The 16493-nt window shown below is 62.3% G+C and carries 18 protein-coding genes; 10 read left to right on the top strand and 8 right to left on the bottom strand.

All coding sequences use genetic code 11. From position 1 onward, the window contains the following. Positions 1-5: 5 nt before the first annotated feature. Positions 6-1937: an HD domain-containing phosphohydrolase gene (locus KP001_RS05940; RefSeq protein ID WP_217288634.1), complete on the top strand. Its 1932-nt coding sequence runs from the start codon at positions 6-8 to the stop codon at positions 1935-1937. On the opposite strand, the gene KP001_RS05945 is transcribed toward KP001_RS05940, so the two are convergent. After that, positions 1925-2743 (bottom strand): methyltransferase domain-containing protein, encoded by an 819-nt coding sequence (locus tag KP001_RS05945; RefSeq protein ID WP_217288635.1) that lies wholly within the window; start codon positions 2741-2743, stop codon positions 1925-1927. The two genes, KP001_RS05940 and KP001_RS05945, sit on opposite strands and share 13 nt — an antisense overlap. A gap of 155 nt (positions 2744-2898) precedes the next feature. On the opposite strand from KP001_RS05945, the gene KP001_RS05950 reads away from it, so the two are divergent. Next, on the top strand, positions 2899-4176 hold the full coding sequence (locus KP001_RS05950; protein WP_217288636.1) for an OmpP1/FadL family transporter: 1278 nt from the start codon (positions 2899-2901) through the stop codon (positions 4174-4176). A gap of 168 nt (positions 4177-4344) precedes the next feature. Here KP001_RS05950 and KP001_RS05955 read toward each other — a convergent pair whose 3' ends face one another. The 5 genes from KP001_RS05955 to KP001_RS05975 all read right to left on the bottom strand — a co-directional run bounded on the left by KP001_RS05955 (position 4345) and on the right by KP001_RS05975 (position 9268). Continuing rightward, on the bottom strand, positions 4345-5271 hold the full coding sequence (locus KP001_RS05955) for a hypothetical protein (RefSeq protein ID WP_217288637.1): 927 nt from the start codon (positions 5269-5271) through the stop codon (positions 4345-4347). Positions 5272-5436: 165 nt separating this feature from the next. After that, entirely contained in the window at positions 5437-6447 is a 1011-nt protein-coding gene (locus tag KP001_RS05960; protein WP_217288638.1) for a transglutaminase-like domain-containing protein, read from the bottom strand. 44 nt (positions 6448-6491) lie between these two features. Then, the gene (locus tag KP001_RS05965) at positions 6492-7259 is read right to left on the bottom strand and encodes a rhodanese-like domain-containing protein (protein WP_217288639.1); all 768 of its coding nucleotides are present in this window, start codon (positions 7257-7259) and stop codon (positions 6492-6494) included. Positions 7260-7343: 84 nt separating this feature from the next. Continuing rightward, the gene (locus KP001_RS05970) at positions 7344-8510 is read right to left on the bottom strand and encodes a double-cubane-cluster-containing anaerobic reductase (protein WP_217288640.1); all 1167 of its coding nucleotides are present in this window, start codon (positions 8508-8510) and stop codon (positions 7344-7346) included. Beyond that, positions 8507-9268 (bottom strand): acyl-CoA dehydratase activase, encoded by a 762-nt coding sequence (locus tag KP001_RS05975; protein WP_217288641.1) that lies wholly within the window; start codon positions 9266-9268, stop codon positions 8507-8509. Before KP001_RS05975 ends, KP001_RS05970 begins: the two co-directional genes overlap by 4 nt. Positions 9269-9415: 147 nt before the next feature. Here KP001_RS05975 and KP001_RS05980 point away from each other — a divergent pair, with 147 nt between their 5' ends. Beyond that, positions 9416-10321, top strand: a complete 906-nt coding sequence (locus KP001_RS05980) for a selenium metabolism-associated LysR family transcriptional regulator (RefSeq protein WP_217288642.1) — start codon at positions 9416-9418, stop codon at positions 10319-10321. Between the two features lie 128 nt (positions 10322-10449). On the opposite strand, the gene KP001_RS05985 is transcribed toward KP001_RS05980, so the two are convergent. Next, complete coding sequence (locus KP001_RS05985) at positions 10450-10773, bottom strand: peptide chain release factor family protein (RefSeq protein ID WP_224962879.1); 324 nt, start codon at positions 10771-10773, stop codon at positions 10450-10452. A 229-nt stretch (positions 10774-11002) separates the two neighbouring features. On the opposite strand from KP001_RS05985, the gene dmpI reads away from it, so the two are divergent. From dmpI to KP001_RS06000, 3 genes are all read left to right on the top strand, one after another. Continuing rightward, complete coding sequence (gene dmpI, locus KP001_RS05990) at positions 11003-11194, top strand: 4-oxalocrotonate tautomerase DmpI (RefSeq protein ID WP_217288643.1); 192 nt, start codon at positions 11003-11005, stop codon at positions 11192-11194. 16 nt (positions 11195-11210) lie between these two features. Further along, a complete protein-coding gene (locus KP001_RS05995) occupies positions 11211-11783 on the top strand; it encodes a flavin reductase family protein (RefSeq protein WP_217288644.1) in 573 nt (190 codons plus the stop codon). Between the two features lie 99 nt (positions 11784-11882). Then, a complete protein-coding gene (locus KP001_RS06000; RefSeq protein ID WP_217288645.1) occupies positions 11883-12104 on the top strand; it encodes a hypothetical protein in 222 nt (73 codons plus the stop codon). Positions 12105-12190: 86 nt separating this feature from the next. On the opposite strand, the gene KP001_RS06005 is transcribed toward KP001_RS06000, so the two are convergent. Further along, complete coding sequence (locus KP001_RS06005; protein WP_217288646.1) at positions 12191-12979, bottom strand: ADP-ribosylglycohydrolase family protein; 789 nt, start codon at positions 12977-12979, stop codon at positions 12191-12193. Between the two features lie 47 nt (positions 12980-13026). Between KP001_RS06005 and KP001_RS06010 the strand changes: the two genes are divergently transcribed. The 4 genes from KP001_RS06010 (at position 13027) to KP001_RS06025 (ending at position 16454) form a co-directional block, all read left to right on the top strand. Beyond that, complete coding sequence (locus KP001_RS06010; protein WP_217288647.1) at positions 13027-13605, top strand: acyl carrier protein phosphodiesterase; 579 nt, start codon at positions 13027-13029, stop codon at positions 13603-13605. A gap of 297 nt (positions 13606-13902) precedes the next feature. Continuing rightward, positions 13903-14337, top strand: coding sequence for a chemotaxis protein CheW (locus tag KP001_RS06015; protein ID WP_275423375.1), 435 nt, complete (start codon positions 13903-13905; stop codon positions 14335-14337). A gap of 1 nt (position 14338) precedes the next feature. Continuing rightward, positions 14339-15814: a CheR family methyltransferase gene (locus KP001_RS06020; RefSeq protein ID WP_239027912.1), complete on the top strand. Its 1476-nt coding sequence runs from the start codon at positions 14339-14341 to the stop codon at positions 15812-15814. 34 nt (positions 15815-15848) lie between these two features. Beyond that, the gene (locus KP001_RS06025) at positions 15849-16454 is read left to right on the top strand and encodes a chemotaxis protein CheW (RefSeq protein WP_217288648.1); all 606 of its coding nucleotides are present in this window, start codon (positions 15849-15851) and stop codon (positions 16452-16454) included. Positions 16455-16493 lie beyond the last annotated feature (39 nt).

The raw sequence follows: 16493 nt of genomic DNA on the forward strand, positions 1-16493 counted from the left end.
AAACGATGACAACTCCGCTTTACAACAGCAGCATCATCGACATATACATCAAGCTGATCAGGAGCAAGTACAACTTCGTCAACATCGAGGAGTTGCTGAGCTACGCCAGGATGACCCCGCTGGAGGTGACCGACCAGGGGCACTGGTTCACCCAGGAGCAGGTCAACCTATTCTACGAACGGCTGCACAAGCTGACCGGCAACGACAACATAGCGCGCGAGGCAGGCAGGTACGCGGCCTCCCCCGATGCCATGGGAATCCTCAGGCAGTATTTCCTCGGGCTGGTGGGTCCGGCACGCGCCTACAGCCTGATCGGCGACACCGTCAACAGGAACTTCGTCAGGTCCTCCGTCTACAGCTCCAAACAGCTCAGCGCCAACAGCTACGAGATCACCGTAACCCCCCGTCCGGGATGCCATGAGGAACTGTTCCAGTGCCAGAACCGGATGGGGTTCTTCGAGGCCATCGCCAACCTCTTCCAGCCCAGGCTTCCCCACATCGAGCATCCCCAGTGCATGTTCCATGGCGACCCCGTCTGCCGCTACATCGTCACCTGGGAATCAACCGGCGCCGGCTTCTGGCAATTCACGCGGAATTACGCGGCGATCGCCATCTTCGTCCTCATCGCCTTCTGCTACCAGGCGAACCAGATAAAGACCATCTACCTGGTCGCACCCTGGGCGCTGGCCCTGCTCCTCACCATCAAGATCTGCTCGTTGCGCAGCGAGAAGGACGCCCTGCTCACCAGCCAGAAAAGCCTCAAGGATCTGACCGACAACCTCTTCAAGCGGATGGAGATCAACTACAACAACGCGCTCGTCACCAACGAGATAGGCCAGGCGATCAGCAGGCAGACCGAACTGCACGACATCCTGTCCAACGTGATCCAGATCCTGGAAAAGCGCCTCGATTACAGCCGCGGGCTGATCCTGCTCAGTAACCCCGAGAAGACGAGGTTGGTGTTCCAGGCGGGGTTCGGCTACCAGGACGAGCAACTGGCCTTTCTGGGGAAGACCACCTTTCACCTGGACCGGCCTGACTCCAAGGGGGTCTTCGTCATCTCCTTCAGGGAGCAGCGCCCCTTCCTGGTCGCCGACGTCAAGGACATCGAGGGGAACCTCTCCGGCAAGAGCCAGAACTTCGCGAAGCAGCTTTTGTCCCAGACCTTCATCTGCTGCCCGATCATCTGTGATGGGGAATCACTGGGAATCATCGCGGTCGACAACCTGAAGTCAAAGCGCCCCCTGGTGCAAAGCGACGTCTCACTCCTGATGGGGCTCGCACCCGTCATCGGCATCAGCATGCGTAACGCCAAACTGCACGAGGCGAAGTCCAACCAGTTCAGCTCGTTCCTGAAGGTCATGGCCGCCTCTATCGACGCCAGGGACCCGCTGACCGCGGGCCACTCCGAGAAGGTCACCGAGTACTGCGAGGAGATCTGCGAGGAACTTGGGCTTCCGCGCGCCGAGCGGGAGATGATCCGGGTCGCCTCGCTTTTGCACGACTACGGCAAGATCGGGGTTCCGGACGCCATCCTGAAGAAAAACGGCAGGCTGTCCGACCTCGAGTACGAGATCGTCAAGACCCATTGCCACAAGACCCGCGACATCCTGGAACAGGTCAATTTCGAGGGGATTTACCGCGAGGTGCCGGAGATCGCCGGCGCGCACCACGAGAAGATCGATGGCACCGGCTATCCGAAGGGGTTGAAGGGGAAGGACATCCCGCTAGGCTCGAAGATCATAGCGGTGGCCGACTTCTTCGAGGCGGTGACCTCGCAGCGCCACTACCGCGCCCCGATGCAGGTCGAGGAGGCCTTCCGCCTGCTCAGGGAGGGGGCCGGGACTCATTTCGACCGGCACATCGTCGATGCGCTCATCACCTGCCGGATGCGCGCCATTGGGGAGAGTGAACCCGCGTCGCGTCAGGAGGCCTGAGGTTTGCGGCCGCGGCAGGAGATGATCGGGGTGTAGGTGAAGCGGCGGGGATTGGCGAAGAAGGCGCGGAATTCGGTCAGAAATTCCTCGTAGCCACCTTCGTACTCGTCGAAGCCGTAGCCTGACCTCTTGGCGGCCACCTCGACCTTTCTGGTCCAGTTGAAACCGTCCACCTCCTTCAGTTCGCCGAAGATCTGGTGATGCGCCTCGACCTTCACGTCGATGTCCTGGTAGCCGAGATCGTAGAGAAAGGAGTACAGCTTCCGCCCCACGTACGGGTCAAAGTTGTCTTTTTCCTCGAGGCTCTTCATGGTGGCGGCGACGGCGCGCTCCATGCGCGGAGAATGGCCGAAATGGCTGAGACAGTTGTGGTCGAGGTCGATGAGGCATAGTATCCCCCCCGGCTTGAGCGCGGCCGAGATGTTGCGCACCAGGTCGAAGCAGTCGGCGAGGTGGTACTCGAGGACGAAGCGGCACCAGGCGAAATCGAACTCGCCGAGCCCGGCGAGGGGCTGGTAGAGGTCGCGGCGCTCGAAGCTCACCGTGTCCGAACCGTAGTGCTCCCGGGCGAAGGCGAGGCGCTGCTCGGACAGGTCGACGCCCACGGCCCGCCCACCCGGCTGCACCAGTTCCCCCAGGACGCTGGTCGTCTTGCCGGGGCCGCAGCCGATATCGATGACGCTCATGCCCGGCGCGAGCCCTGCCCACCGCGCCTGCTTCTCGGTCACAGCGTTGTCTGTTTTCATGTCGAGCCGGAGGGATTCCCCGGCGTGTTCCATCAGGTAGCGTCGTTCCGGATTATGCATCAGCTGCTCCCATTAACCGATTTGAATGATCCGGTTTTTAGCACGAATGGCGTGGCGTGGTCAACCAACTCCGCCATGTTACCCGTTGGCGTGCCGGTTCGTCAACGGTGCCGGTGAAACAGCTCAGCATCCGACTTTAATTTCCAGGAGGGGTTATGAACTACAGGAAGAGCCTGATTGCCGGGGTGCTCGCTTCGGCGGTCACGCTGGGTGCCGGTGCTCCGTCCGGAGCGCACGCCGCCGGTTATGCAGTCTTCACCCACGGTGCCAGCGCGTTGGGCCAGGGGAACGCCGTGACCGCCCACACAAGCGACGCCAGCACCATCTTTTACAACCCGGCCTTGATGAACAAACTCGAGGGGACCCAGCTGCAGATCGGCACCACCGCCATATTCTCCTCCCGCGAGTATGCAAGCTCCATCGGAGGGTCCCCCTCCTCCGACGAATCGGTCTTCTTCCCGAGCCATATCTACATAACCCACAAGTTCAACGACCGGGTGAGCGCGGGCCTCGGGATCTTCAATCCATTCGGCCTGGGCACCAAGTGGAACGACGACTGGGACGGCCGCTACATCGCCACCAGGTCCAACCTGAGAACCTTCGACATAAACCCGGTGCTCTCCTACCGAGTGCTCCCCTCGCTGAGCCTGGCCGCCGGGGTCGACGTGATGCTCATCGACGCCACGCTGCAGAGAAAGATCCCCTCAGCCGCGCTCACCCCACTGCTCGGATACGCACCGGGCACCGACATCAACCAGAAGTTCAAGGGGGACGGCACCGGCGTCGGCTTCAACGTGGCCGCCGCCTGGGAACCCTGCGAACACCTCACCGTCGGCGCCTCCTACCGCAGCCAGGTCTATGTCGACGTATCCGGTGACGCGACTTTCGCGAGCCCCACCCCGTTGGCGCCACCGGTCACGGTGCTGAACAGCGGCGGCAAGACCGATCTCACCCTGCCGCCACAGTTCACCGCCGCCGTCGCCTTCAAAGGGATCGACAAGCTCACCCTGGAGGCGGGCGTGCGCTGGGAGGGGTGGTCCAAGTTCCAGAACCTGGACATCCGGTTGGACAACCACAACCGGTCGTTCACCCCGAGAGACTGGAAGGACAACTGGGGGCTCAACCTCGGCGGCAGGTACCAGGTCGATCCGAAAGTCGCGCTCCTGGCAGGTTACGTCTACGGCGACAGCGCCGTACCCGACAGCACCTTCGACCCCTCCATTCCCGACGCGAAGACCCACGTCTTCTGCGCCGGCACCGACCTCGACCTGAAGCCTTTCACCGTCGCGGTCGCCTACGGTTACCAGTACTACGAGAACAGGAACAAGAACAACGCCATCTACGGCGTTCCCGGCGTCGCCGCCACCTCCGCCAACGGCAAATACCAAAGCGACGCCCACCTCGTGGCCGTCTCGCTGGGGTACAAGTTTTAGCCATCGGCAAGCCAGGATGCATGAAAAAGGCCTCTTCCGGAATGGAAGAGGCCTTTTTTAGATTGCTTCTTTGTGGGAAGTTTCCCCTCGCCCTCCGGGAGAGGGGGGCCGGAGGCCGGGTGAAGGCGCTGGCAGCTGCGACGATCCGCCCAAGCGGCAGAACATGGTCTACTTCTTCGCGAACCTAGGGTCCAGCGTGCGCGCCAGGTCGTCGTAGGCGACCAGGGCCTTGATCTGCGGAGCTGTCTTCTTCACCGTGGCGTCGAAGAGCTGCAGCTTGCCGTTGAAGACCTGCGCCTTGTTCCTGAGCGAGGTGGTGCTTTCGGCGAGGAAGCTCTTCTCGGCCTTCTCGTCGCTCTTCAGGAAGGACTTCGCCTTGCTGAGCGCCTCGTCGCCGGAACCCACGTAGTGGTTCACGCTCTCAAGAAAGGAGAGCGAGGAGGCGGAAAGCTGGGAGGTGGTGGTGAGCCGGTCCTGCACCTCGGTCATCCCCTTCAAAAGGTCCTGGTCGGCGAAACGCACCAGGTCGGAGACCTCCTGGTTGTAGGTCGGCTTGTTCGGGTCCAGCGCGTCGGCCCGGGACAGGAACTGCTGCGAGGTCCCCAGGTACTTGTTGATGGAGACCGAAGCTGCGCCGAGGGAGACCGCGGAGTCGGAGACGAACTTGGTGAAGAGCGAGGCCTGCCCGGCATAGGGAATCGGGAAGAACTTGACGAAACGGGCGGCGACGGAACTCGCCTGGATGTACTTTGAGTACCCCGCCACGTGGCCGGACATCCACTTCACGTAGCTCTCGAACTCCGCCATGGACTGGCGCTGGGCGCGCACGTCGGCGGTGATCTCCTTGAGCTTTTTGGAGTTGCGGACGGCAAGGTCGGTCGAACTGATGCTGCAGCTCTCCAGGGTCTTGATCTTCTCCTGCAGGAGCGCGTTCTCCTTGGCGAGAGCGGCGATGGCGGCAGCCTGGTCGGGGGCAGTCGCGGCGACAGGCGCCGGGATGGCCTGGACGGGAGGTGCCGTGTCGGCGGCATGGGCAAGCGGCGCTGCAATGCAGGCGGAAAGAAACGAAAGGGTGACAAGGGTGCGGATCTGCACGGGTAAACTCCTAAATTCTTTATGTCGGGCCGCAGGAAAGATACAACAATCGCCCCCGCGAGACAAGGCAAAAGAGCTGGAAGCCGCGCCTGCCGGGCCTTGGCGCAGGAAACGAAAAAAGGCCGCGCCTTGCGGCACGGCCCGGTCGGGTCGGTCTCCCCTCCCCTACTTTTCCTTGAAGGTGATGCGGTAGCTGAACCCCTTCGGGTCGTACCAGTCGAGCACCTTGCCGCCAACCTCAGCGTAGGGGTAGCCGAAGGTGTTGAGCGGCGCGCCGGCCTGCTGCGGGTTGAGCACCACGTCGCGCCCGGAGGCGATCTTGAAGCGGTACGGGTCGATGCCGCCCCAGAAGTAGTCACGGTATTCGCGGGTCTTGGCGTCCTTCAACTCGAGCTTTTCCACCAGCATGGCCTTTCTCACGTCGGCCGGGTCAACCGGCACCCACCCGGTGCCCGGGAGGAAGAACTCGACCCAGCAGTGCTGCCAGGTGGTGATGTCCTCCTCAGCCTTCTTGCCAAGGCGCAGGCCGAACACCTCGCGCGCCGGGACCCCGGCCGCACGCGCCAGCGCGATATAGACCGAAGAGATGTCGGTGCACTTGCCGCCGGGCTTTTTCAGCAGCTCGCAGACGTCGCCCTTGCCGCACCCCACGGTGGCCGGGTCGCGGTACATGTTCTCGCAGGCCCAGTCGTAGATCGCCTTCGCCTTCTCGAGAACCGTGGTCTTGCCCTTCACGATGCCCTCCGCCAGTTTCTTCACCTCGCCATCCACCGGCCCCAGCGAGGTCGGCTTCAGGTACTCGGCGTAGTCGGCCTTGTTCCACGCGGGTTCCTTTGCGGCAAGATCCTTGATCCGCTGCTCCTCGCGCTGCACGGTGAAGCTGTAGACCAGCTTCCGGCTCTTGGCGTCCTTGTCCCACTGCGCGTACAGGATGGGGGTACCGTTGGCCTGGTCGGTGTAGACCGCCGAGGTGGCGAAATCGCCGCTCACCTTGACGTCGGTCACCTTCTGATTCGCGTCGGAGACCGCGTAGGGGATCCAGAGCCTGGTCTCCTTGCCCGCCTCCTGCTTTGATAGATCGACCTCTACGCTCACCTGGCCGCTGCGGCTTTTGGCCCAGGCGGCAGGGGTGAGGCAGAGGGAAAACGCCAGCATCGTCAACAACAACCTCTTCATTCGTGCTCCTTTGTTTCCTGAAGTGATGGGATAAGAAACAGCTTCTACAGCTGCGATTTTACTACGGGGAAGCCGGCTTCCTTCCACTCGGCCAGGATGGCCTGGAAGATGGAGGGGTAGGCGAGCTTCATCAGCTTGCGGTAGGCCGAATAGCTGCGTCCGCCGCTGTTGCAGTAGACGATGATCCCCTTTTCCTTGGGGAGCACGCCGGACTTGGCGGCGAAGGTCTCAGCGGGGATGTTGATCGCCCCCTCGATGTGCCCCTCGGCGAACTCGAATTCGTCACGCACGTCCACGAGAACATAGGCGTCCTTTTTCTCCGCCAGGATCTCTTTGAGCTTGGCCGGGGAAAACTTGGTGGTCTCGATCTTCTTGGCGTATTCCGCGCCGGCCACGATCGGGTACCCTTTTTCCTCCCAGACGGGGAAGCCGTCGGGGTAGATGACCAGGTTGGTGTATCCGGCCTCCTTGGCCTTCGCGGCGACCTTCTTGCTCTTGCCGCACTTGACCCCGTTGCAGTAGAAGACGATCAACGCCCCCTTGTCCTTGGGGAGCAGCGCGATGTGCTTGTCGAACTCCTTGTCCGGGATGCTGATCGCGCTCACCAGGTGGGCCACCTGGTATTCGTCGCTGGTGCGGGCGTCAACCAGGGTGAACGCTCTTTTCTCTTCCAGCATGTCCCTCAAAGCCTCGCTGGAGACGGTTTTGAACTCGGCCTCCGCGGCAAAGAGCGGCATCGCTGCAGTCAAAACCAGAAAAAGCGCCAGCAGTGAAAGGACCGACGTGCCGATGAAACGGGTAAAGCTTTTCATGGTGACCTCCATTTGATTGAAATGACATGACAGAATCGACGTGGTACCCGCAGTCGTCGAACAGTTCCGCGTGCCGCGCCCCTCTCAAGGGCGCCCTCCCCGCCTGGTCCCTATCACCTCCAGGAACGCCTCGATGCGCACCTTCAGCTGCTCCGTGTCGGATTCGGAATAGTCGGTTTCGATCTGCAGGAAAGGAACCTGCGCCGTCTCCTGCAGGTGGCGCTTGACGGTGAACGATTCGACGTTGTAGGTATGGCACCCCTGCCAGGTAAGATCGATCACCCCGTCCGCCTGGAACTCCTGCACCAGCTTTTCCAGCAGCTGCAGGCGCCCGGTGTTGGGCGACATGCACGAACAGGGGACGCGCAGGTACTTTTCCGCGATGGAGCGCAGCAGGTCGTTGCCTGGCAAGACGGGGTCCACCTTCTTGTAAGCACCGCAACTCTCGAAGCAGACCACGCTCCCCCCCAGTTCCTCGACCAGGCGCACGACCTTTTCCGACCCGATCCCCACCGGCACGCCGGTCAGCAGGATGCGCGGGGTCCGGGTAGTGAAGGGAGAAAAGCCGTTATCGCTCAGCCCGGTCAGTTCCGCGGTCAGGCGGTCGATGAGCCCGATGGCCTCCCGCTTGTCCACGGTGAAGCCGCGGTTGTGCAAAACGGTCAGCAGGTCCATCCCCGAGATCGGGGCCGGCTTGCGTTTCAAAAGGTCCTGCAGGGCCTTGAGCGAGCGCCGCTCCTCGTTCAAAAGCAGCACCGCCGCGGCCAGTTTCTCAGGGGTGATCTTCACATCGAACGCCTGCTCCAGGCGCCTTATCAGGCGTTTGAGCTCAAGGACCCAGTATTCCAGCGCCGCCTCGTCCTGCACCTGCGGCAGCTGCATCAGGTGCAGCGGTTTCATCCGGCCCAGCAGCTCGTACATCTTCTTCTTGCCGTCGCAGGTGGTTTCGGCGAGCAAGAGGTCGGAGAAATGGAAGAAGGGACAGGTGTCGGTGAGCGCGAAACCGTAGCTGGACTTGATCAGCGGGCAAAGCGAACGCGGCAGCACCTTTTCCGCAGCGGGGATGGGCGTCGCGCTGGTGCCGCACAGCGATACCGGGATGGCACCGGCGGCGACGATCAGTTCGACCGGCGAGAACAGACAGTAGGTGCCGACCACCTTCCTGCCGCGGTCCTTGGCAACCTTGAGCGCGATGGCGTTTCGTTCCCTGAGGCCGGCGATCTCGTCGAAGCTGGCACAGATTTCCCTCATGCCTCGAACCCCATGATGGCGGCGCCCAACGCGCCGACCATCTGCGGCGCGTGCGGAACCCACATGTCGACACCGAGGCTCGCGCCTATGGCGCTGCAGAGTTCGCGGTTCAGTGCTACGCCGCCGCTGAAGGTGACCCGGTGCGACAGGGTGACTTTCCCGGCCAGCCCCTGGATCCTCCCGGCGATGGAATGAAAGATACCGGCTGCGATGCTCCCTTTGTCAGCCCCGCGGGCCAGCAGGCCGATCACCTCTGACTCGGCGAAAACGGCGCACATGCTGGAGATCTGTGCCGGCGTCGCGCCGACGGCGAGCTGCCCCAGCTGTTCCAGGGATACGTCGAGCACGCCGGCCATGACCTGCAGGAAACGCCCGGTACCGGCGGCACACTTGTCGTTCATGGCGAACTCTGCCACCCGTCCATGTTCATCGACGCTGATCACCTTGCTGTCCTGTCCGCCGATATCGATCACGCTGCGGGTTTCCGGATAAAGGAAGTGGGCTCCGCGGGCGTGGCAGGTGATCTCGGTGACTTTCCTGTCGAAGATGGGGAGGGAGACCCGGCCGTAGCCGGTCCCGACGATGCTGTGCACGTCGCCTTCGGCGATGCCTGCGCAGTCAAGCGCCTGGCGAAAAGCCTCGAGCCCCGCGGCCTTGGGGTCCCACCCCGTGGGAACCACGATGCTGGCGCGGATCTCTCCATCGAAGAGAACCGCTTTTGTCCCTGTCGAGCCTATGTCGATTCCTGCTGCAACCATATATGTGTCTCGCTGAAATGAGATGCCGGAAAAAAGCGGGAGATGTGGGAAAGGCTCTGACATGAATAACTAATTGACCGGCCGGAGTCAAATTGATAAATTCGATGAAATAAATAACAATGATCGCAATTCTTAATAGGAGGGGCGGTGAACCTGAAACAACTGGAGGTCTTCATCAAGGTTGCGGAAAGCGGCAGTTTTTCAAAGGGAGCCGAAGCCACCTTCATAACCCAGTCCACGGTAAGCCAGCACATCTCCGCCCTCGAGAGCGAATTCGGGATGAAACTTCTCGATCGCACCGGCAAGGGTGCCCTTCCCACCGAAGGAGGCAAGATCCTTTTGGACCGTGCGCGCAAACTGGTGGAGTACGCGAAAGAGATCCCGGTTGCGCTGGCGCGCTTCAAGGGGATCGAGGAAGCGGAACTGAACATCGCGGGGAGCAGCATACCGGGTGAATACATGATCCCGGCCGCCCTCCCCCTCCTGATCAGCCGTTTCCCCGGCGTGACCATCGTGCTGAGGCAGGGTGACAGCCGCGACGTACTCGGAAAGCTCATATCCGAGGAGGTGGAGTTTGGCGTGGTGGGCGGGCGTTTCGAGGAGGAGGCGCTTGAATTCGTCCCCTTTGCCGAGGACGAGCTGGTGCTGATAGCTCCCTACGGGCACCGCTGGGACCGGAAGAGCGCGATCAGCAAAGAAGAACTCCTTGGTGAGCCCGTGGTGCTGCGGGAAACCGGTTCCGGAACCGGCAAGGCCACGGCCCAGGCCTTGCGCGAGGCAGGGATCGATCCCGGCAGGTTGCGGGTGGCGGCGCACCTTGGGAGCAACGAGGCGGTGAAGCGTGCCGTCATCGCCGGGATTGGAGTCTCGTTCGTCTCGGCGGTGTCGGTGCAGTACGAGCTGGAACAGGGGACGCTGATCCAGGTTCCGGTTACCGGGGTCTCCATCAAGCGGCAGTTCTACCTGGCCAGCCGCAAAGGACGGGAGCTGTCACCGGCCGCCGTTGCCTTCAGGACGATCATGATGGAGATGTACAAGGCACCGAGCGATTAACAAATCTGTAGGGGCGAATAATCATTCGCCCAAAGGGGGGAAAGCTCTGCCGGCTACGGTAATCTTCTCCGTGGCAACGCCCTCACCCTCCCCCTCCCACGGAGGGGGAGGGGATCCTGACGTTGAAATTAATCGTCCACCGACGACCGCTGTCTCTTCCGCGCCGAAACCGCCTTCTTGTCGGAAAGCCGTTTCTCCTTCGCGCCACGCGGCACCTTGGTTGCGACCCGTTTCTTTCTTTTCTGCTCGCGCCGGCGCAAAAGCTCGGCCAGACGCTCCAGGGCCTTCTCCCTGTTTTGCGTCTGTGACCGGCTCTCGCTGGCCTGGGCAACGATACCCGTCGGGAGGTGCCGCACCCGCACCGCCGAGTCAGTCGTGTTCCGATGCTGCCCCCCCGGCCCCGAGGCCCGGTAAAACTCAATTTTTATTTCCGATTCTTTTATCTCTATCATTTCCCTTGTCCTCGTCATCTCAAAACCCGGTCACTATACCACGACGGCAGCGTACTCCATAGGATTGCCACTCTCATCCATGGCGCACAACCGATACTTACCTGTACAGGTACGGCGCTGAACGTCATGCCGAGTCGCCCCTGATCGAGATACCGCTGTTGATGTGACCAGTAATATTTGATACATTGACCCCTTCCGACATCCACAGCTGCCAAAAGGAGAAATTCCCATGCCCGTCATCACCATTGATCTCGGCACCATCGAGAACAAAGAGAAAAAGGGTCAACTGGTGCAGGCTTTGACCGAAGCCGCCAGTTCGGTCACCCAGATCCCGCCTGAGAAGTTCATCGTCTTCATCAAGGAAATGGAGAGGGAGAACATAGGGGTCGGCGGCAAACTGCTGTCGGACATCCTCAAGTAAAGGTCCAGGAGGCCATATGAAGAAGAGTTTGGGCAAAGGAACCCACGCCATGCCGACCCCGGTCTGGCTGGTGGGAAGTTACGACCAGGCGGGTAAGCCGAACCTGGCCACGGTCGCGTGGGGCGGCGTCTGCAGTTCCGATCCCGCTGCAGTGACCATTTCCCTGCGCAAGTCCCGCTACAGCTACGACTCGATCCTCAGGCACGGCGCCTTCACGGTCAACATCCCGTCGCAGGCGTTCGCGGTTGCGGCCGACTACGCAGGGATCGCCTCCGGGAAGAACGAGAACAAGTTCGCCCAGGCGGGACTTACCGCCGTGAAGAGCGACCTGGTCGATGCCCCGTACGTCGCGGAATTCCCGCTCGTCATCGAGTGCCGCCTGCTGCAGACGGTGGAAATCGGAGTGCATACCCAGTTCATCGGCGAGATCGTCGATGTGAAGGCCGATGAATCCGTTCTCGACGCCAACGGCCTTCCCGACCCGGCCAAGGTGCTGCCGCTCATCTACAGCCCGACCAACCGCATCTACTACGCCCTGGGGGAGCCGGTGGGAAAGGGTTTCGACATCGGGAAACAGTTGATGAAGTAACTGGATGGTTTCCGCTGCTACGGTATAATCGTTCCCGTCATTAAACCAAGAGGTGCTGGTCCCACCCTGACCGCCGGGAGACCCGCACCGGGGACGACCATGGACGACGAGACCTTCAAGAACGAGGTACTGGACCGGCTGCAACAGATCATGGATATGCTCGCCGGTCTCCTACCGGAGGCGTGCATCGAAGACCCGGAGGAAGCACCCGTGTCACCCGCCGCCCCACAGGTAAGCGACACCTACGGCATCCGCCAGGAACTGCAGGACGACTACGATTGCGCCCTGGAGAAATGGAAGCTGGAACACGGCAGCACCTGAACACGGTGCCGCAACTCACACCCCTGCCGGTGCATCCCGAGCGTGACATGCGCCGGGTGCACCGGCCTTTCTTTTTGGCCCTCACCCTATCCCCTCACGCTCCGCCCTTCCACAAACCGCGCCTCGAACAACAGGGTCACCCTCCTCAACGGCTCGTCCAGAAAGCGCAGCGCCTCCTGCGCGATATGCACCGGGACCCCGCCGTAGTACGCCTGCGCGATGCCGCCGGTGATACATGCCAGCGTGTCCGAATCCCCCCCAAGCGAGACGGCGAGGCGCAGGGCGCTTTCGAAATCCTCCGAATCGAAGAAGGCGGCCAGCGCCTGGGGGACTGTCCCCTGGCAGGAGACGTCGAAGCGGTAACCGGGGCGGATCTCGTCGCAGCTCTTCGTGAGATCATATCCGAAGCGGCCGGTGATGAAGCTGCGCATCTCCTCTTTGGTGGCGCCGGTACGCCCGAGGTAGACCGCCGCAGCCGCGGCCTGCGCACCTCTCACCCCCTCCGGGTGCCCGTGGGTCGGGAGGGTGAATTCCTCGGCCTTACGCAGCACCTCTTCCAGGGAATCAAAGGCCCAGGCCGCCGGGGCGATGCGCATCGCGGCGCCGTTGCCCCAGCTTTGGTAAGGGGCGGCCTCTTTGCTTGCGGCCCAGCGCGTGAAGTTCTTGCCGTACCCGGCCTCCGGGTAGCTGCGGTAGTAACGCCGCATCACCGCGGCATAGGGGGCGCCGCTCATGATCGCCTCGGCCAGCGCCACCGTAAGCACGGTGTCATCGGTAAAGCGGCAGCTCTCCTGGAACAGGGGGAATTCGGTCGTCTTTATGTTGCTCCATTCGTAGATGGAGCCGACGATGTCGCCGGTCAGCGCTCCAAGCATGTCACCCCCCTATCCCTCGCGCCGTGGTTTTGGTATCATCACCTGCCATGAACTACCTTTTCCATCTCTATCTATCCGGCGATGATCCCGCCATCCTCACCGGCAACTTCATGGGCGATTTCGTCAAGGGGCCCCTCGCGGACCGGTTTCCCGAGCGCCTGCGCCAGGGGCTCGAACTGCACCGGCGCATCGATTCCTTCGCCCAGGGGCATGCCTGCTTCACCAGCAGCCGCCTGCGCATCGCGCCGGAGTTCGGACTTTACCGCGGCATCCTCGTCGACCTGTATTACGACCACTTCCTCTCCCGCGGGTGGCGGCAGTGGCACGACGAACCGTTGCCGGAGTACCTCAGGCGCGCCAGGAGCATCGTCGAGGGAAACCGGGACCTGCTCCCCGAGCCCATGCGGAGACTGGTTCCGGTGATCTTCGAGGAGATGATCCCCTCCTACCTCACCTCAGACGGCGTGGCCGGCGCCCTGGAGCGGATGTCCAGGCGCGTACGCCGGTCCAATCCCCTCGCCGGCGGCGGCAGGGAGCTTACCCGCAACTACCACGCATTGCAAGAGGATTTCCTCGGTTTCCTCCCTGATGTACGCCGGTACGCGAGGGAGTTTTTGCGGGGGTGACCCCGCTTTGTTTCCCGCATGTTTCAATCAGCAAAGCGGCGCCACTCTGTTTCATTTTGTGCCGATTGTCACAGTCCCCACCACGCTCTATCATCTCCAGACCGGCTTTACAGGTGATCCTTTAACGAGCTCATGCTGTGACAGTACTCCAAGAAGAAGCTCCTGCTGCAAAAAATCACATGAACAGTCACCAAATCAGCACAATCCCCTTGAATAGAAACGCATCACGCGGTAAATTAGAGCGCTGTATTTAGACGCCGGACCTGGAGAAAACAGATAGAGACCGTCCACCTGCTCATCTTCGCCCTCGATGGCCAACGCTACGCCTTGAAGCTTGACCAGGTCACCAGGGTCATCAGGGCTGCGGCGCTCACCCCGGTCCCCCACGCCCCCGACATCGTTCTCGGCGTTCTCGACCTGCAAGGCGAGGTCATTCCCGTCATAAATCTGAGAAGACGTTTCCGGCTGCCGGAACGGAACATCGGTTGCGAGGATCAGTTCGTCGTGGCGCGAACCGGCAGACTCGCCCTGGCGCTCCACGTCGACGCGACGGAGGGTGTGTGCGAGCTGGCTGCCGGGGCGCTCCTGCCAGCGGACGACATCGTGCCGGGGACCGGATATCTCGCCGGCGTCACGAGGACCGCGGACGGCCTGGTGCTGATCCACGACCTCGACACCCTGCTCTTCCCCGACGAAGAGGCGCAGATCCGTGCCGTCCTGGAAAAGGGATAGCGTGAGCGAGGACCAGCATAACCATTGCCTGCGCAGTTTCTCCCGGTTCATCGCCATGAACATGGGACTGCACTTTCCCGAACGGCGCTTTCCGGAACTGGCCCAAAAGATGGCCGCTCTGGGACGCGAGTCCGGGTTCGTCGATCTGGACCACTACCTGTACCAGCTCATGGCCGCCCCGCTCTCCAGTGAACAGCTTAAAGCCTTAAGCGGGGCCTTGACCATCGGCGAAACCTACTTCCTGCGCGATCCAAAGAGCTACCGCGTGCTCGAAGAGCGGGTGCTCCCCGCGCTCATCGCGGCCCGACGCCGCGGCGGCAAGACCCTCAAGATCTGGAGCGCCGGCTGTTCCACCGGAGAGGAGCCCTACTCCATCGCCATCATCCTGACCCGGCTGTTGCGGGACCCCGGTGAATGGAAGATCACGCTCCTTGGAACCGACATCAACGAGGAAGCACTGGAGCGCGCCCGCAGAGGGGTGTACGGCAAATGGTCCTTCCGCAACGCCCCGGAATGGCTCATGGAATACTTCACTCCTCTTGGGGACGGCCAGTTCGAGATAATCCCGCGCATCCGGCAGATGGTGCAGTTCGGGCAACTGAACCTGGCCGGAGACGCGGCCGGAGCCGGTTCACTCACCAGCGGCATGGACGTCATCTTCTGCCGCAATGTGATGCTCTACTTCCATGCGGATCAGATCGAAAAGACGGTGGCCCGTTTGCACGGTGCACTCAAGCAGGGGGGGTGGCTTTTCGTCGGCCCGACCGAAGTGGACCACCAGAAGCTGAGCGGATTCAGCTGCCACCACTTCGACGGCGCCGTGCTTTTGAGAAAAGGGGAACCGCGACGCAAAAGCGTGCGCCCGGCGGTCCTTCCCGGCCCCGGGGAAGCGTTCGCTGCCGCGCCGAGCCCGGCCGCGCCCCCGGCGACCGGCGTCCCCCAGGCCCGATATACCGCCGGCGCCCCCGTACCGCCGGCGGATCAGCTCCCGGCAAGCGTCGAGCAGGCCCGCGCCGCGTACCGCGCGGGTGAGTACCTGGAGGCCGCCCGTCTTTCCCTGTCGGCGCCGCACCTCGCCGAATGCCTCACCCTGGCGGCGCGCTGCTACGCGAACCTCGGCCGCTACCAGGAGGCGCGTGAGCAGTGCGAAAAGGCCCTGCAGCTGGAGCGCCTGGACGCGCACAGCCACTACCTTTTTTCCATGATACTGGAGCAGCTGGGTGACGCGGAGGGTGCGGAGGCGTCGTTGAAGCGTGCGCTCTACCTGGACCACGACTACCTGCTCGCCTACTTCGCACTGGGGAACCTCTGCCGCAAGCGCGGTGAGATCCGGGAGGCCGAGCAGAGTTTCGCCAACGCCCTGCGCCTTCTGCAGCGCTACGATCCGGCCGAGGTCCTGCCGGAGGCCGAAGGGATCACGGCGGGGATGCTGTCACAGCTGATCAAGGGGATGAATGCCGGTTTGAGCCACAGGTAAGGCCGGCCGCACAACTAGTTTCAGGAGAAGGCGGATGTCGGTGAAGAGTTCGAGCATAGATTGGGCCCTCCTGCTCAAGCGCCAGGAGGCCGCCTTCGCAGCGACGGGTGCGCCCTCACGCGACCCGGAGCGCGAGCAGGCGCTGCTCGAGGAGCGGGCGCGCCTTTTAAGGCAGAGACCCGGGGGGGGCACGCACGCGACCGGCATCCACTGCCTGGAATTCCTCCTCTCCGGCGAACGCTACGCCATCGAACTTCCCTATGTCGCGGCGACCCTGCCGCTTACCGATTTCACGCCGCTTTTCTGCGCGCCTCCTTTCGTACTGGGGGTCACCAACCTGCGCGGACGCATCATTTCCATCGTCGACCTGCGCCGTTTTTTCGAGCTGCCGGCCCTTGGCCTGTCCGACCTCAACCGGGTGATCGTGGTCAGCGGCGATGAAATGGAATTCGGAGTCTTGGCCGACCGCATCGTCGGCACGACCTCGGTCCCGGCCGGAGACTTTCTCCCCACGCCCGACACCTTCACCGGCCCCAGGGAGGAATTTGTCGCCGGTGTCACCGCCGACCGCCTCGCCCTGCTCGACATGGGACGGATACTCGCCGACCCGAGGATGGTTGTGCACGAAGAAGTGGGGTAGGACAACAGCTCTCAACTCAACCTCAACCTGATTCTTAGG

It is taken from the genome of Geomonas subterranea (assembly GCF_019063845.1).
GTDB classification, from domain to species: domain Bacteria; phylum Desulfobacterota; class Desulfuromonadia; order Geobacterales; family Geobacteraceae; genus Geomonas; species Geomonas subterranea.

Coding starts and splice junctions, on each gene's coding strand:
- KP001_RS05940 (WP_217288634.1), top strand. CDS start 6: ATGACAACTCCGCTTTACAACAGCAGCATCATCGACATATACATCAAG.
- KP001_RS05945 (WP_217288635.1), bottom strand. CDS start 2,743: ATGCATAATCCGGAACGACGCTACCTGATGGAACACGCCGGGGAATCC.
- KP001_RS05950 (WP_217288636.1), top strand. CDS start 2,899: ATGAACTACAGGAAGAGCCTGATTGCCGGGGTGCTCGCTTCGGCGGTC.
- KP001_RS05960 (WP_217288638.1), bottom strand. CDS start 6,447: ATGAAGAGGTTGTTGTTGACGATGCTGGCGTTTTCCCTCTGCCTCACC.
- KP001_RS05965 (WP_217288639.1), bottom strand. CDS start 7,259: ATGAAAAGCTTTACCCGTTTCATCGGCACGTCGGTCCTTTCACTGCTG.
- KP001_RS05970 (WP_217288640.1), bottom strand. CDS start 8,510: ATGAGGGAAATCTGTGCCAGCTTCGACGAGATCGCCGGCCTCAGGGAA.
- KP001_RS05975 (WP_217288641.1), bottom strand. CDS start 9,268: ATGGTTGCAGCAGGAATCGACATAGGCTCGACAGGGACAAAAGCGGTT.
- KP001_RS05985 (WP_224962879.1), bottom strand. CDS start 10,773: ATGATAGAGATAAAAGAATCGGAAATAAAAATTGAGTTTTACCGGGCC.
- dmpI (WP_217288643.1), top strand. CDS start 11,003: ATGCCCGTCATCACCATTGATCTCGGCACCATCGAGAACAAAGAGAAA.
- KP001_RS05995 (WP_217288644.1), top strand. CDS start 11,211: ATGAAGAAGAGTTTGGGCAAAGGAACCCACGCCATGCCGACCCCGGTC.
- KP001_RS06000 (WP_217288645.1), top strand. CDS start 11,883: ATGGACGACGAGACCTTCAAGAACGAGGTACTGGACCGGCTGCAACAG.
- KP001_RS06005 (WP_217288646.1), bottom strand. CDS start 12,979: ATGCTTGGAGCGCTGACCGGCGACATCGTCGGCTCCATCTACGAATGG.
- KP001_RS06010 (WP_217288647.1), top strand. CDS start 13,027: ATGAACTACCTTTTCCATCTCTATCTATCCGGCGATGATCCCGCCATC.
- KP001_RS06025 (WP_217288648.1), top strand. CDS start 15,849: ATGTCGGTGAAGAGTTCGAGCATAGATTGGGCCCTCCTGCTCAAGCGC.